This is a genomic window from Actinophytocola sp. (assembly GCF_036002505.1).
Lineage (GTDB): Bacteria > Actinomycetota > Actinomycetes > Mycobacteriales > Pseudonocardiaceae > DASYTH01.
The window spans coordinates 1-13,771 of sequence record NZ_DASYTH010000288.1; the positions used below are offsets into that span (position 1 = coordinate 1).

Below are 13,771 nucleotides of genomic sequence, written 5' to 3' on the forward strand. Positions count from 1 at the left end.
TTCCATTGCTGCGCACCGGTTCCGTTGCAGTCCCACAACTGGATCTTGGCGCCGTTCGCGGTGGAGCCGGACGTGACGTCCAGGCACTTACCAAGCGCGCGGATCGCGCCGTCGGTGCCGACCGTCCACTGCTGCGCGCCCGTTCCGTTGCAGTCCCACAGTTGGACCGCGGTGCCGTTGGCGGCGTTGGCACCGGCCACATCCGCGCACTTCCCGGCGAGGCCGGTGATCTGACCGGTGCGCGACCCGCCGCCCGAGCCGGGCGTGCCGGACCAGGTGAAGGTGGCGGCGGTGCGGGCCGGCAACGAGTAGGTGAAGGAGGAGTTGCCCCAGTTGACCCGCAGGCCCTGGGCCGTGCCGCCGGCATTGTAGGCGACCAGCGCCTTGGAGCCGTCCGGGTTGCGCCAGGCCACGTTGCGGATGTTCGCGGTGTCGGTGGAGTCGATGCGGGTGGCGCCCGGTTTGACGAACTTGGTCAGGTGGCCCATCGAGTAGTACTCCACGGTGAAGTCGACCTGGCCGTGCCGGCTGTCTCCATTGTGGACGGTGATGAGCCCGGTGCAGGTGCCGCAGCCGCCGTTGTGCGGGCCCATGTTCTGGTCCACGGCGAGGCTCCACTTCACCATGCTGCGGCCCCAGTTGCGGGTGTAGTCGATGATGTTGAGCATGTCCTCGCGCTGCTGGTCGGCGATCCAGGTGCCGCCGGAGTGCTCGGTGTCGTAGGAGCGGACGTTCGGGAACTCGTTGTGCGCCTGGGTTTGCGCGGACACGTCGCCGCCGTAGCCGTGCCAGGCGATGCCGCCGAACAGCAGATCGTTGAGGATCGCCGGGTCCTGCAGCTGCGGGCGGGCCCAGGTGGCGTAGCCGTCCCAGTTCCAGTCCATCACCAGCGTCCTGGTGTTGGTGATGCCGGCCGCGCGGAACGCCGGCCACAGCGCGTTCTTGGTGAAGAAGATCAGCCCACTGGTGTTCCAGCCCATGGACGGGTAGCCGGGGCAGCAGCCGGGCTCGTTCTGCGCCGAGACGTAGTCGATCGGCACGCCGTTGTTTGCATAGGCCTGCACGTACTTGGCGAAGTACTGGCCGTAGGCGCCGTAGTACCGGGCCTGCAGGAAGCCCTGGTTGAGGCTGTTGTTGTCCTTCATCCAGGCCGGCGCGCTCCACGGCGTGGCCATGATCTTCAGCGGCGGGTTGAGCTGCTTTGCCTGCCGGGTCAAGGGAAGCACGTCGGCCAGGTCGTGCGCGATGGAGAAGTCGTTGACGTCGCAGCAGGTGTCGTCGTAGGTGTAGTTGAACCGGGCGAGGTCGGAGGCGCCCATCGGGTTGCGCAGGAAGGACAACCCGATGCCGGTGTTCGGGTCGAACAGCCGGCGCATGGTGTCGTCGCGGGTGGCCGCGCTGAGCGCGCCGCTGGAGTTCATCAGCCAGGCGGCGGTGTCGGTGAACGACGCGCCGGCGCCCTCGAACTGCTGGAACGTACGGCTTTCGTCGACGATGATCGTGTTGGCGCCGGCACCGGTGCCGGCGGCGAACGTCACCGGCGCCTGCTGCTGCAGGCCCCGGGTGACCGCCCGGCCGGCGGCATCGGAGGTGGTGGTGAGCCAGATGTTCACGGTCTCCCCCGCGGCCTGTGCGGGAACCGGCACGGCCAGCGCGGCCGCGGTGAGCAGGGCGACGCCCAGCGGGCGCGCGAAAGCAGGCATGGTCAACCCCTGTCGTTGAAAGGAAAGTTGGGTGGGGCGGGGGACGGCCTTGCAGGGTGGCGCGTCACCCGCCCCGGCCAACCAGCGGGATCAGCCGACCGTCCACTTCTGGTTGGCGCCCCCTGTGCATGTCCAGATCTGCAGCCGGGTGCCGTTGGCGGAGCTCGCGCCGGTGGCGTCCAGGCACTTGTTCGCCTGCGGGTTGACAATGTCCCGGGCCGCGGTCACGGTCCAGCGCTGTGCGCCGGTTCCGTTGCAGTCCCACAGCTGGACCTTCGCACCGTCCGCCGTGGACCCCGAGGTGACGTCCAGGCACTTGCCCAGCGCACGGATCGTGCCGTCGGTGCCGACCGTCCACTGCTGCGCCCCGGTCCCGTTGCAGTCCCACAGCTGCACGGCGGTTCCGTTGGCGGTGTTGGCGCCGGCCACGTCCACGCACTTGCCGCCGATGCCGGTGATCGCACGGGCCCCGCCGCCGCTTCCACCTCCAGAGTCGTTGGTGACCCGGACGTAGTCGACGATCAGCTGCTGCGGGAAAACCGTTGTGCCATCGGGGTTTCCGGGAAAGTCCCCACCGACGGCGAGGTTGAGCAGAATGAAGAACGGGTGGTCGAACACCCACTGCCGGCCGCCGAGGTCGGCCGGGGTCCTGGTCTCGTAGACGGTCCCGTCCACCGACCAGGTGATCCGGTTCGGCGCCCAGTCGATCGCGAAGACGTGGAACGCGTCGGCGAACGGGCTGCCGATGGAGAACGTGGCCCCGATCCCGCCGGCGCCCGAATAACCTGGCCCGTGAATCGTGCCGAACACGGTGTTCGGCTGCCGGCCGATGTTCTCCATGATGTCGATCTCACCGCTCTGCGGCCAGCCGACGCTGCCGATATTGTTGCCCAGCATCCAGAAAGCCGGCCACATCCCCTGCCCGCGCGGGATCTTCATGCGGGACTCGAAATGGCCGTAGGTCTGGGTAAACCGGCCCGAGGTGTTCAGCCGGGCCGAGGTGAACTCGCACCGCCCGTACCAGCACTGGAAGTTGCCCGGGTTCTCCCGCCGGGCGGTGATCACCAGATGTCCCTGGCCGTCCAGCGCGGCATTGCTGGTGCTGCTCGTATAGAACTGCCGCTCGTGGTTGTTGACGTTGTCGCCGGTCTCGGTCAGCCACCGGCTACCGTTGACCGGGCTGCCGGCCGGCCCGTCGAACTCGTCGGCAAACGTCACCGCCGCAACGGAAACGCCGTCCGCGCCAGTCGCCGGCGGACCGGATGCCAGAAGTGTCGCCGCCACCGCGCCGGACGCCGCGAGCAGCGCAAGAAGCCGTTGTGACATCGATGTCACCTCTCGTGCGCAAAGGGTGCAGGGATTGTTGCGCGCCACAACAAAGTATTACAGGTCTATACCACTTGGCAAGGGTTTCCCGTAACCGGTTCCGGGCGTTCTGAAGTGCGACGAAGGCGTCCTTCGTCACGCTCCCGGTGACAAAGGACGCCTTCGTCGCTATTCGGTTAGTTCGACACTGCGATCAGGTGGGTGCGAATGCCTTGGCCGAAGGCGGTGGGGGTGCCGCCGTAGTCGGTGATCAGGGCGGGGCCGGTGTTGCAGGGCCAGGTGTTCCAGGTCCAGCCGAGGTAGCCGACGCCGTGCGCGTCAGCCCAGTTCATGACCTGGTCGACGAAGCCGTGGGCGCAGGTGTTTTCCCCGATCTCGCTGATGGTGAGCGGGACCTGGGCGGCGACCGGGGCCCATTCGCGGTCCCAGCAGGCCGCGTCGATACACGCGTTGAAGTTGTACACGTGCGCGAACGCGACCAGGTTGTTCAGGGGATCGGTGGGCTTGTTGGCCAGCCACTGGGAGATGTTGTTGGACCAGCGCAGGCCGCCGATCATGATGATGTTGGTGGCGCCGGTGCCGCGGACCGCGTTGACCAGGCTCTGGAAGCCGGCGACCTGGTAGCCGATGCCCGGGCAGGTGCCGCCGTTGCGCCAGCAGGTCCAGCCGGCGGCGTCGTTGCCGGCGGGGATGTCCGGGAACGGCTCGTTGAACAGATCCAGGACCACCGCGTCGTTGCCCTTGAAGGTGTTGGCGACGCTGGTCCAGAACTGCGGCGCGAGCCCGGCGTCCGGCATCGGCTTCTGGCAGCGGGCGATCGCCTCGGAGCAGCCGGCGCCGGCGCCACCATAGGCGCCGAAGTTCCAGTGCATCTCGACGATCGGCGTGATGCCGTTGCTGATCAGCAGGTTCACGTAGTTGACCACGTTGGCCCGGTACGTGGCGCCGCCGGCCCCGGTGGACGGGACGCTGCTGGTGCCGAGCCAGCATTCCTCGTTCAGCGGAACCCTTACGGTGCGGACCTTCCACGTCCGCATGGCGGTGAGCGAGGCCTGGTCCATCGGGCCGTCCCACATGCCGTTGCCCTGGATGCAGGCGAACTCGCCGCCGGAGCGGTTCACGCCGAGCAGCCGGTAGGTGGCGCCGGCCGCGGTCAGGATCCGGTTGCCGGACACGTGCAGCGCCGGTGCGGGCCCGCCGCCCGGCGGACCGCCGACGGTGAAGGTGATCTGATCGCTGGTCCCGACGGCGCCCTGGTTGTCGGTCGCCCGGGCGACGAGCACCCAGTTTCCGTTGGTGACGTTGGTGAACGTGGCGGTGTACGGCGCGGTGGTGTCGGTGATCGTGGTCCCGCCGAGCGCGAACTCCACCCGAACGACGGTGCCGTCCGGGTCGGTGGCGGTGGCGGCCGCGTTGATCGTGGCGGGCGCCTGGAACGTCGTTCCCGGCGCCGGGCTGGTGATCGTCACGCGCGGCGGCTGGTTGCCCGGCGGCGTGGTCGAGCCGGTGCAGAGAACACCGTTGAGCGAGAAGCTCGTCGGGTTGGCGTTGCTCCCGGTCCAGGTTCCGTTGAACCCGGTGTCGGTCGAAGCGCCGGTGCCCAGGTTGCCGTTCCAGGTCGCGTTCGTCCCGGTCACCTCCTGGCCGTTCTGGGTCCAGTTGCTGACGCCCCAGCCGTTCGGGAGGATCTGCTGGGTTCCGGGGAAGGTGAACTTCAGCGTCCAGGACGAGATCGGGTCGCCGAGGTTCTTGATGTTGATGTTGGTACCGAACCCGCCCTGGTTGGGGCCAGTGCTCCATTCGTTCGTCTTGGTGTAGGTGACCTGGCAGCCGGCGGCGGCGGACGCCGGGGCGGCGGTCGTGAGGACCGCGCCGCCCGCGGCCACCAGCGCCGCCGCGAGCCCGAGGATGGGGATCCGCATTGATCGAGACATCCGGGTTTTCGCCTCTCAGCAGGGTGTCAAGTGCTTGACTGGAAGCGCTCCCACGATCCGTGCTGCTCGGAGCTGGGAGTGACTCTGGGAGCGCTCCCAGTTTGGAGCCCGCGGCTGCTCGCCGTCAACGCCCCGGCGCCAGGCCATCACGGGACACCGGTGTCCGGTGCCGCTCGATAGAGTTGCAATTCGAAAGATGCGCTCGGCGGCGAGGGGCACCCGGTGGTGGCGAGCCAGTTCAGCGAACTGCTTCGGCGGTTTCGGCGGCAGGCGGGCATGACCCAGGAGGAACTGGAGAAGCGGTCCGGCGTGTCCGAGCGCACCATCCGCCGGCTGGAGACCGGAAAAAGAGTGAACCCGCAGCTGGAAACCGTGCGGCTGCTGGCCGACGCGCTGGGCCTCGATCCGGAAAGCCGGGCCCGCCTGCTGGCCGCGGCCGGCGGTCACACCGACGACGAGATGTCAAGCGTCCAAACAGGTTCAGCCACCGAGCGCCGGCTGGCCGAGGCCGCCGACGACCTCGCGCAGGCGGTGGCCGCGCGCTGGCGGCGGGAGGAGGAACTGCGCCGGATAATGGATCCGTTTCCGCTGCCCGTCCAGTGGCACCCGGCTGGCGCGGAATTGACCGATCACCCGGAGAACATCGACCGCGTCTCCCCCGGCGGATCCGCGGAACCGCTGGAGCTGGCCGGTCAGCTGGATGAGATCACCGGCATTTACCGACGAATTCGCTCCGGGCGGCTGGCGGTGCTCGGCCGGGCCGGATCCGGAAAGACGATCCTGGCCGTGCGGTTCGTCCAGGACCTGCTGAAAAGCCGCGGCACCGGCGCCGTGCCGGTGGTGTTCAGCCTCGGCTCGTGGAACCCGGCGGCTACGGCGCTGCGCGACTGGCTGACCGGTCAGCTGGTGCGCGACTATCCGGGCCTCGCCGCGACCGGCCCGGACGGGACCACGCTCGCTGCCGCGCTGGTCCAAGCCGACCGCATCCTGCCCGTGCTGGACGGGTTCGACGAGATCGCCACGGGTCTGCACCGGGCCGCACTGGAGGCGCTCAACGCCACTCCCCTGCCACTGGTGCTGACCAGCCGCCCCACCGAGTACGCCGCAGCGGTGGCCGGAACCGACGTACTCACCGCGGCGGCCGTGGTGGAGCTGACCGATCTCACCGTCGCCGACCTGGCCAACTACCTCCCCCGCACCACACGCCGAACCGCCTGGACTCCGGTCCTGACCCACCTCCACGCACAGCCCGACGGCCCGCTCGCCGCGGTGCTGCGAACCCCGCTGATGGTCGGTCTGGCCCGAGCCGTCTACAGCGACACCCCGGGCCGCGACCCGGTGGCGCTGCTGGACACCGCCCGGTTCGGCACCGCGGAGGCCATCGAAGATCACCTGCTGGGCAGCTTCATCCCCAGTGTCTACCGGCACCAGCCCGGAAGCCGGCGCTGGGATCCGGACCGCGCCCAGCGCTGGCTCAGCTACCTCGCCCAGCACCTGCACCGGCTCGGCACCCGGGACCTGGCCTGGTGGCAGCTGGGCAGCACGCTGCGCCGCTGGCCGCGGATGGTCGTGGTGGGCCTGGTGGCGGGCGTGGTCTTCGGGTTCCCGGCGGGATTCCTGGCACTGCTGATCGGTTGGCTCGGGTCCGGGCTCGTCATCGGATTCGTCGACATGCTCAGGATCGGAGTGATGGAGGGGTTCGCGGCGGGCCTCGCCATCGGCCTCCTGCACGGGGTCGCGCAGGTGGTCGGCGGCGCGGCCTTCACCCCGTCCCGGGTCCGGATCCGGCTTCGCGGCGGGAAGCGGCGGTCTGCGCGGTTCGTGCGTCGGCTCCTGGTCGGGCTGGCCCTCGGGCTCGCCCTCGCGGCCGGCCTCGGGATCGCGGGCACGCTCGGAATCGAGTTCTGGATCCTCGGCCGGCTCGGCCCCGGGGCCGGCTACGGGGTGCTCTTCGGCGTGCTGATCGGCCCCCTCGTCGGGTTGGTGTGGGGGATCATGGCGCGGCTCGAGGCACCCATCGACATCCGCACCGCGGTCAGCCCGGCCGACCTGCTCAACACCAACCGCGCCAACGTGGTCTTCCAGTCGTCGGTGCTGGGTGTGGTGTGCGCGGCGGGGTTCGGCATCTTCGCCGGGTTCCTGCACGGGCCGCGGTATGGGCTGGTGAACGGCCTGTCCTACGGGCTCGTGCTGGGGTTCGGGGTCTGGCTCGCGATGACGCTCAGCCTGACCGCCTGGGGTCAGTGGCTGGCCCTGGCTCGGATCTGGCTGCCGCTGCACGGCCGGCTGCCCTGGGCGCTGATCGCGTTCCTGGACGACGCCTGCCGGCGCGGGGTGCTGCGCCGGGCCGGCGCGGTGTACCAGTTCCGGCACGCCCGGCTGCAGGATCAGCTCACGGCCGAGGTGCGGTGAATGCGTCGTTCCTCACGCTGGACGTGAGGAACGACGCATTCACCGCCCCCTGTCCGCCGGGTCCTGGCCGTAGAGGTCGCCGGCGAGGTACTTCAGGCCGCTGTCGACCTGGATCGTGACGATCCGGTGGCCGGCGCCGAGCCGGGCCGCGACCTGGCCCGCGGCGACCAGGTTGGCGCCGGTCGACGGGCCGGAGAAGATGCCGTCCGAGCGGGCCGCCTGCCGGGCCCGGGCGAACGCCTCGGCCTCCGGGACGGCGATCACCTCGTCGAAGTCCTCCGGCCGCAGCTGGGGTGGCCAGTGCCCGATGCCGCCGCCCTCGATGTGGTGCGTGCCGGGGGCGCCGCCGGAGAGCACCGCCGACTCCCCCGGTTCCACCACCACCCGCCGCAGGGTGGGCAGCTTCTCCCGCAGCGCCCGGCTGACGCCGAGGAAGCAGCCGGCCGTCCCGACGTAGCTGCACAGCGCGGCGAGCTCCGGCGGACCAGGCAGCTGCTCGAGCAGCTCCTCGCCGAGGCGGCGGTAACCGTCGATCATGTCGATGTTGTTGAACTGGTCGGTCCAGAACGCGCCGGTCTCCGCGGCGATCTCGCCGGCGCGGCGCACCATGGCCGGGATCAGCTCCGGCGTGATCCCGTCCGGGCTGTGGATCAGCTCGACCTCCGCGCCGAACGCCCGCATCGTGCGGATCTTCTCCGCGGCGAACGCGTCCGACGACACGATCCGCAGCGGGTAGCCCTTGACCGCGCAGACGAACGCCAGCGAGGAGCCGGTGCTGCCGCCGGTGTACTCGACGACCGTCTGCCCGGGCCGCAGCCGGCCGTCGCGCTCCGCGGCCTCGATCATGGCCAGCGCCATCCGGTCCTTGTACGAACCGGTCGGGTTCGCCGCCTCCAACTTCACCCACACCTCGGCCCCGCCCCGCCCGGCCAGCCGAACCACCGGCGTCTCACCGATCGCGTCGATTCCCGTCATACCGTGCCCTCCAGCTCGGGAATGTCGGCCCACGTCGTGGGTCGCCTCAGATGCCGGGTCACCAGGACCACTCCTCGGGCAGACCGTGTTCCACCGGGGGCAGGCCCCCAGACCCCAGCTCCTCGGGCCCACCTCGTCGCGGTGGCCAACTCCCTCGCCCCGGCATTCGCAAGCTCATACCGGCCAGTATTGACTAAACCGTGGGCAGCGGGGTGTTCTTCGCCAGGGCCACAGCGCGCAGGGTGTTGAGCCGTCCGAAGCCGTAACGGCAGTCGTGGCCGGCCTCGCCGAGATCGTCAACCGATCCTTTGAGCAGGTCCTCGATGAAGATCGCGCGCTTGGCTCCGGACAGCGTCCGGATCTCCGGCACGGCACTGAACAACAGTGCCATGGCGCCGGCGACGTGCGGGGTGGCCATGGAGGTGCCGCTGAACGCCTCCCAGGTGCCGCCCGGGATCGACGACGTCACGTCCACGCCGGGTGCGCTGATGTCGGGCTTGATGTAGATCAGCGGCAGGAACTGCGAGGGAATGAACGTCGACTCCAGCACGACCTGGGTGAGGCCGCCGCTGAAACCGGCCGGGATGTCCCGGTAGTCGGTCGCACCCGCGGCGAAGGCGAAGAAGTCGCTGCCGGTCGACGCGCCCGTCTGCTCACCCTGGTTGCCGATGGCGGCCACCACCGGAATGCCGGCCCGCAGGCACGCGCGGAAGGCCTCGGTGTAGGCGGCCGGCGCCTCGTGGTCGAACACCGGCGAGCTCAGCGACATGCTCAGCACGTCGACGCCCTGCTCAACCGCCCAGTGGATGCCGGCGAGCACCTGCGCGTGCGTGCCGCTCCTTTCATTGAGCACCAAGGCAACCGCGAGTTTCGCCTCGGGTGCCATGCCGATCCACTGGCCGCTGGCGTTGCCGCCGGCGATGGTGCCGCAGACGTGCGTGCCGTGGCTGCCGCTGTCGTGCGGCACCGAGTTCGCCAGCTGCTGCCCCTGCCCGTCGAACTCCGCCCACTTCACCACCTTGTCGCGCAGGTCCGGATGCGACGGGTCGACCCCGGTGTCGAGCACGCCGACGGTCACACCCTTGCCGCGCGCCCCGTAGGCGCCCCACACCGCGAGCGCACCGGTCATGGTGATTCCCCACGACGAGGCGGAGTTCTCGACGACCGCCGCCGGCAGGTCCCGGGCCCGCGACACCACCGGAAGGAAAACCGTGGAGTTGAAGAACACCTCGCTGACCCCGGGTGTCTCGAGCGGCAACCGGGCCAGCTCGTCCCGGTCCAGCTCGAGGTACGCGCTGCGCGACGTCCAGAACTCGGCAACCGCGCCCGGACGGCTCGCCCGCGCACGCCGCACCGGCTCGGCCTCCAGCAGCGGAGCCAACGCGCTCAGGTTCCCCCGCCGAAGCACGTCCATCGACGGTGCCGCTCCGTCCACCGCCGCGACGTTCGCCACCTCCGGCCGGAGGTTCGGCACCCCGCCGCCGTTCGCCCCGTTCATGATCGCCGCCGTTCGGCTCACCCGCACCGCCTCCGGCAACACGGCCCGCGCCCGCAGCGCACTGTCCTCGTTCCGCTCCAACGCCGTCGCGAGCACCCCGTCCTGATCACCGGCCGGGTCCCCCATGTGGACGATCACCCCGACCGTCTTGTCCGGTCGCTCGTCCAGAATCCGCTCCACCTGCCTGGCCACCCGCCCACTCATCCCAACCTCCGCGCTCTTTCGGACTGTGCCCTTCGGAGCGCCGGCAGTGCGTTCTGATACGCGATCACTGGACGGTGATGCGCAGGATCCGGTCGTCCTCGGGGGTGAGGGGGATGCGGTCCTCGCGGCCGCCTTGGTCGCGGTTGGAGGTGGTGGCCCAGAGGGAGCCGTCGGGGGCGGTGGCGAGGGTGCGGAAGCGGCCGTATGTGTGGTTGAGGAGGGTTTGCGGGTGGGTGCCGTCGAGGTCGAGGCGGTAGAGGGTTTGGCCGGCCAGGCAGGCCAGGTAGATGTGGTCGTTCAGGATGGCGATGCCGCTGGGGGAGGCGATGGCGGTGGGGGTCCAGGTGGCGATGGGGTTTGTGTAGTCGGGGTTGGTGCTGACGCCTTCGACGGCGGGCCAGCCGTAGTTGCGGCCGGGTTGGATCACGTTGAGCTCGTCGTAGGTCTTGTCGCCGAGTTCGGAGGCGTACATCCGGCCCAGCGCATCCCACGCCAGGCCTTGGACGTTGCGGTGGCCGTAGGTCCACACGGGAGAGTCGGGGAACGGGTTGCCGGGGGCGGGTTTTCCATCCGGGGTCAGGCGAAGGATCTTGCCGCCGAGATTGTCGCGATCCTGGGCGATGTTGCGGTCGAAATAGGTTTCGCCGACGCTGGCATAGAGCATGCCGTCCGGGCCGAACGCGAGCCGGCCGCCCAGGTGGAACCGGGCGCCGCCGTTGCTGTCGCTGCTGACCGGGATGCCGGTCAGGATCGGCTCCGGGGGCGAGCCGAGGTGCAGCCGGGCGATCCGGTTGTCCGTGGCAGAGCTGTAGTAGACGTAGACCCACCGGTCGGTGGCGTAGCCGGGCGACACGGCGATGCCGAGCAGGCCGCCCTCGCCCAGCCGAGTGTCTACTTCGGATAGTCGTTGGACTTCGGTGACCCGCCCGGCCGGGGTGACGGACAGGATCCGCGGGACCCCGCTGCGGTCGACCGGACGCTCCCGCCCGGTGGGCTGCTCGAACGTCGGCACGTCGTTGCCCCGCTCGGTGACCAGCGCCGTGCCGTCGGGCAGGAAGGCCAGCCCCCAGGGCACGCGCAGGCCGGTGGCAATGGTCTGGACAATGGGGGCCGGCAGTTCGGGCGCACCGGTGATGGCCGAGGCGACCGAGGGCGGAACCACCGCCGCCGGGCCGCCGGCACCGGCGCAGCCGGCGGTGGCGATGAGCACGGCGGAGACGGCGAGGATGCGGGTCCCGGTCATGGCGTCACCGTCGTGGCCGCGTGCCCGCGCTGTCGTCTGCCGCACGAGGGATTTCCGGATCTGTCCGGCGATGGATGCCGGCGCGGTTCGCCGGGCCGTACGCTGCCGCCCATGACCGTGCGCCGGCTGCTGGTCGACGCCGCCGTCGTCGCGGTGCTCGTGGTCGCGAGCGCGGCCTCCGGTGCTTCGCTCATCCTGGTGGTCGACTCGTCGGAGATCACCAAGAAGCTCGGCCTGCCGGCTGAGTGGTGGCACACACACCTGTTCCAGTGGTGGCTGGCCACGGTGCTGGGAATGGCCGCGATGCTGGTGCGCAGCTGGCAGCCACTGGTCGCGCTCGCCGCCACCACGGGAATGACGCTGGTGCACGCGAACTCGCCGGTCATCCCGTTCATGCCGGTGGACCTCGCCGCGCTGATCGCCTTGTTCACGGTCGCGTCGCGGGACGGCCGCAGGTGGGTGTCGTACGCCGCCCTGGGATTTGCCCTCGCCGCCTCGCTGGTGCCGGCCGCGTACCCCGCAAGTCGCTGGCTCGGGCTCCTGTTGCCGCCGATGGCCGTCGTGGCGGCGTGGCTCTTCGGTGACCGCGCCCGGACCCGCCGGGCGTACCTGGCGCAGGTGTCGCAGCGCGCACTGGACCTGGAGCGGGAGCGGGACCAGCAGGCGGAGCTGGCGACGGTGGCCGAGCGCGCCCGGATCGCGCGGGAACTGCACGACGCGGTGGCGCACGGGCTGTCGGTCATCGTGATCCAGGCGCAGGCCGCGGCCGGCTCGATGGAGCGCCGGCCGGCCACCGCGCAGGCCGCACTGTCCGCGATCGTCGCCACCGGGCGGGACTCGCTCACCGAGATGCGCCGGCTTCTCGGGCTGACCCGGCCCGACGGGCAGGAGCTGGCGCCGCTGCCCGGCCTCGCCGACCTCGCCACGCTGGTGGACCGGATCCGCGCCGCGGGCCTCACGGTGACGCTCACCGAGACCGGGTCGCCGGACGGGTTACCCACCGGCATCGGCCTGACCGTGTACCGGATCACCCAGGAGGCGCTCACCAACGCGCTCAAGCACGCCGGCCCCAGCGCGACCGTTGACATTTCCGTCCACTATGGACTCGACACGGTCGGGCTGCGGATCCTGGACACCGGGCCGGGTGCCGGCGGGCCGCCGGATGAGCGGCGGGGCAACGGGTTGCGCGGCATGCGGGAGCGGGTGGCGATGCTCGGCGGCACGCTGACCGCCGCCGACCGGCCGGGCGGCACGGGGTTCGGGGTCATCGTGCGGCTGCCGCGAACGGAGGCGGGGTGAGCATTCGCGTGCTGGTCGCCGACGACCAGGTCCTGGTGCGCACCGGGTTGCGCACGATCCTGGAGGACGCCGGCGGGTTCGACGTGGTGGGTGAGGCGGCGGACGGGATGGAGGCGGTCGGAAAGGCGGCCTCGCTGCGGCCGGACGTGGTGCTGATGGACGTGCGGATGCCGCGGATGGACGGGATCGCCGCGACCCGGAAGATCCGGGCGGAGCCGGACGCGCCGCGGGTGCTGGTGCTGACCACGTTCGATCTCGACGAGTACGTCTACGCCGGGCTGCGCGCCGGAGCCGGTGGTTTCCTGCTCAAGGACGCGCTCGCCGCCGACCTGGTCTCGGCGATCCGGGCGGTGGTGGCCGGGGACGCGGTGGTCGCGCCGAGCGCCACCCGGCGGCTCGTGGAGCGTTTCCTTGACAGCACACCGGAAACCGACCGGCACCGGCCGCAGCGGCTGGAGGTGCTCACCGAGCGGGAGCGGGAGGTGCTGACGCTGCTGGCCCGCGGGCTGTCCAACGCCGAGATCGCCGGGCGGCTCTACCTGTCCGAGGGCACGGTCAAGACCCACGTCAGCCACGTGCTCGGCAAGCTCGCCCTGCGCGACCGGGTGCAGGCGGTGGTGCTCGCTTACGAGACGGGTCTGGTCCGGCCGGGGAGCTGACACTCCTCCCCTGGGCGTCGCCAAGCGGACCGAACATGTGGATGAACCCATACTCGTCGGAATGAACGCTTGGTATCATTGGAAACATGCTGGCGCCTCGTTGGCAAGCCAGGCGAAGGAAGTATGAAAGGCGACAGAGCGATGGGGCGACATGTGCGGGCCGTGAATATAGCATATGAGCGCTGAAACAGACCCCATTGAGGCGAACACTGCAACCGTCAACAACAATGCTTCGGGCACGTTCAGCGGAACCGTAATCCAAACGCGAGACATTCACGGAAACGTCCAGTTCCATACGGCGCCCAAGACGTCGATTGTACCCAGGCAGCTACCCACCGATATCGAGGATTTCGTGGGAAGGCGTGCGGCACAGGCCGCACTTGACGAATTGCTCGATGAAACCAAGGCATCCGGTCGTGCGGTAGTCATTTCAGCAATCGATGGAACTGCCGGCATTGGCAAAACGGCACTAGCCGTACACTGGGCACATTGCGTTCGGGAGCTCTTTCCGGGCGGGG

The 13,771-nt window shown here is 70.1% G+C and carries 9 protein-coding genes and 1 pseudogene; 4 read left to right on the top strand and 6 right to left on the bottom strand.

Annotation, left to right across the window (positions count from 1 at the left end; genetic code table 11):
• The 3 genes from VGR06_RS25105 to VGR06_RS25115 all read right to left on the bottom strand — a co-directional run.
• A partial coding sequence (locus VGR06_RS25105) for a ricin-type beta-trefoil lectin domain protein (RefSeq protein WP_327561574.1) occupies nucleotides 1-1,703 on the bottom strand: 1,703 nt, incomplete at its 3' end.
• Nucleotides 1,704-1,793: 90 nt separating this feature from the next.
• Nucleotides 1,794-3,029 carry a ricin-type beta-trefoil lectin domain protein gene (locus VGR06_RS25110; protein ID WP_327561575.1) on the bottom strand — a complete coding sequence of 412 codons (1,236 nt, stop codon included), beginning with the start codon at nucleotides 3,027-3,029 and terminating at the stop codon, nucleotides 1,794-1,796.
• 176 nt (nucleotides 3,030-3,205) lie between these two features.
• Nucleotides 3,206-4,951 (bottom strand): cellulase family glycosylhydrolase, encoded by a 1,746-nt coding sequence (locus VGR06_RS25115; protein ID WP_327561576.1) that lies wholly within the window; start codon nucleotides 4,949-4,951, stop codon nucleotides 3,206-3,208.
• Between the two features lie 237 nt (nucleotides 4,952-5,188).
• Here VGR06_RS25115 and VGR06_RS25120 point away from each other — a divergent pair, with 237 nt between their 5' ends.
• Complete coding sequence (locus tag VGR06_RS25120; RefSeq protein ID WP_327561582.1) at nucleotides 5,189-7,375, top strand: helix-turn-helix domain-containing protein; 2,187 nt, start codon at nucleotides 5,189-5,191, stop codon at nucleotides 7,373-7,375.
• 39 nt (nucleotides 7,376-7,414) lie between these two features.
• On the opposite strand, the gene VGR06_RS25125 is transcribed toward VGR06_RS25120, so the two are convergent.
• The 3 genes from VGR06_RS25125 to VGR06_RS25135 form a co-directional block, all read right to left on the bottom strand.
• The gene (locus VGR06_RS25125) at nucleotides 7,415-8,350 is read right to left on the bottom strand and encodes a cysteine synthase family protein (protein ID WP_327561577.1); all 936 of its coding nucleotides are present in this window, start codon (nucleotides 8,348-8,350) and stop codon (nucleotides 7,415-7,417) included.
• A gap of 193 nt (nucleotides 8,351-8,543) precedes the next feature.
• Nucleotides 8,544-10,052 carry a S8 family serine peptidase gene (locus VGR06_RS25130; RefSeq protein ID WP_327561578.1) on the bottom strand — a complete coding sequence of 503 codons (1,509 nt, stop codon included), beginning with the start codon at nucleotides 10,050-10,052 and terminating at the stop codon, nucleotides 8,544-8,546.
• Between the two features lie 64 nt (nucleotides 10,053-10,116).
• A complete protein-coding gene (locus tag VGR06_RS25135) occupies nucleotides 10,117-11,295 on the bottom strand; it encodes a PQQ-dependent sugar dehydrogenase (protein ID WP_327561579.1) in 1,179 nt (392 codons plus the stop codon).
• Nucleotides 11,296-11,406: 111 nt separating this feature from the next.
• Between VGR06_RS25135 and VGR06_RS25140 the strand changes: the two genes are divergently transcribed.
• From VGR06_RS25140 to VGR06_RS25150, 3 genes and pseudogenes are all read left to right on the top strand, one after another.
• Nucleotides 11,407-12,594 carry a sensor histidine kinase gene (locus VGR06_RS25140; RefSeq protein WP_327561580.1) on the top strand — a complete coding sequence of 396 codons (1,188 nt, stop codon included), beginning with the start codon at nucleotides 11,407-11,409 and terminating at the stop codon, nucleotides 12,592-12,594.
• Nucleotides 12,591-13,253 carry a response regulator transcription factor gene (locus VGR06_RS25145; protein ID WP_327561581.1) on the top strand — a complete coding sequence of 221 codons (663 nt, stop codon included), beginning with the start codon at nucleotides 12,591-12,593 and terminating at the stop codon, nucleotides 13,251-13,253. The genes VGR06_RS25140 and VGR06_RS25145 overlap by 4 nt, the downstream gene beginning before the upstream one ends.
• A gap of 175 nt (nucleotides 13,254-13,428) precedes the next feature.
• Nucleotides 13,429-13,771 (top strand): annotated as a pseudogene (locus tag VGR06_RS25150) (hypothetical protein); the annotation flags it as partial.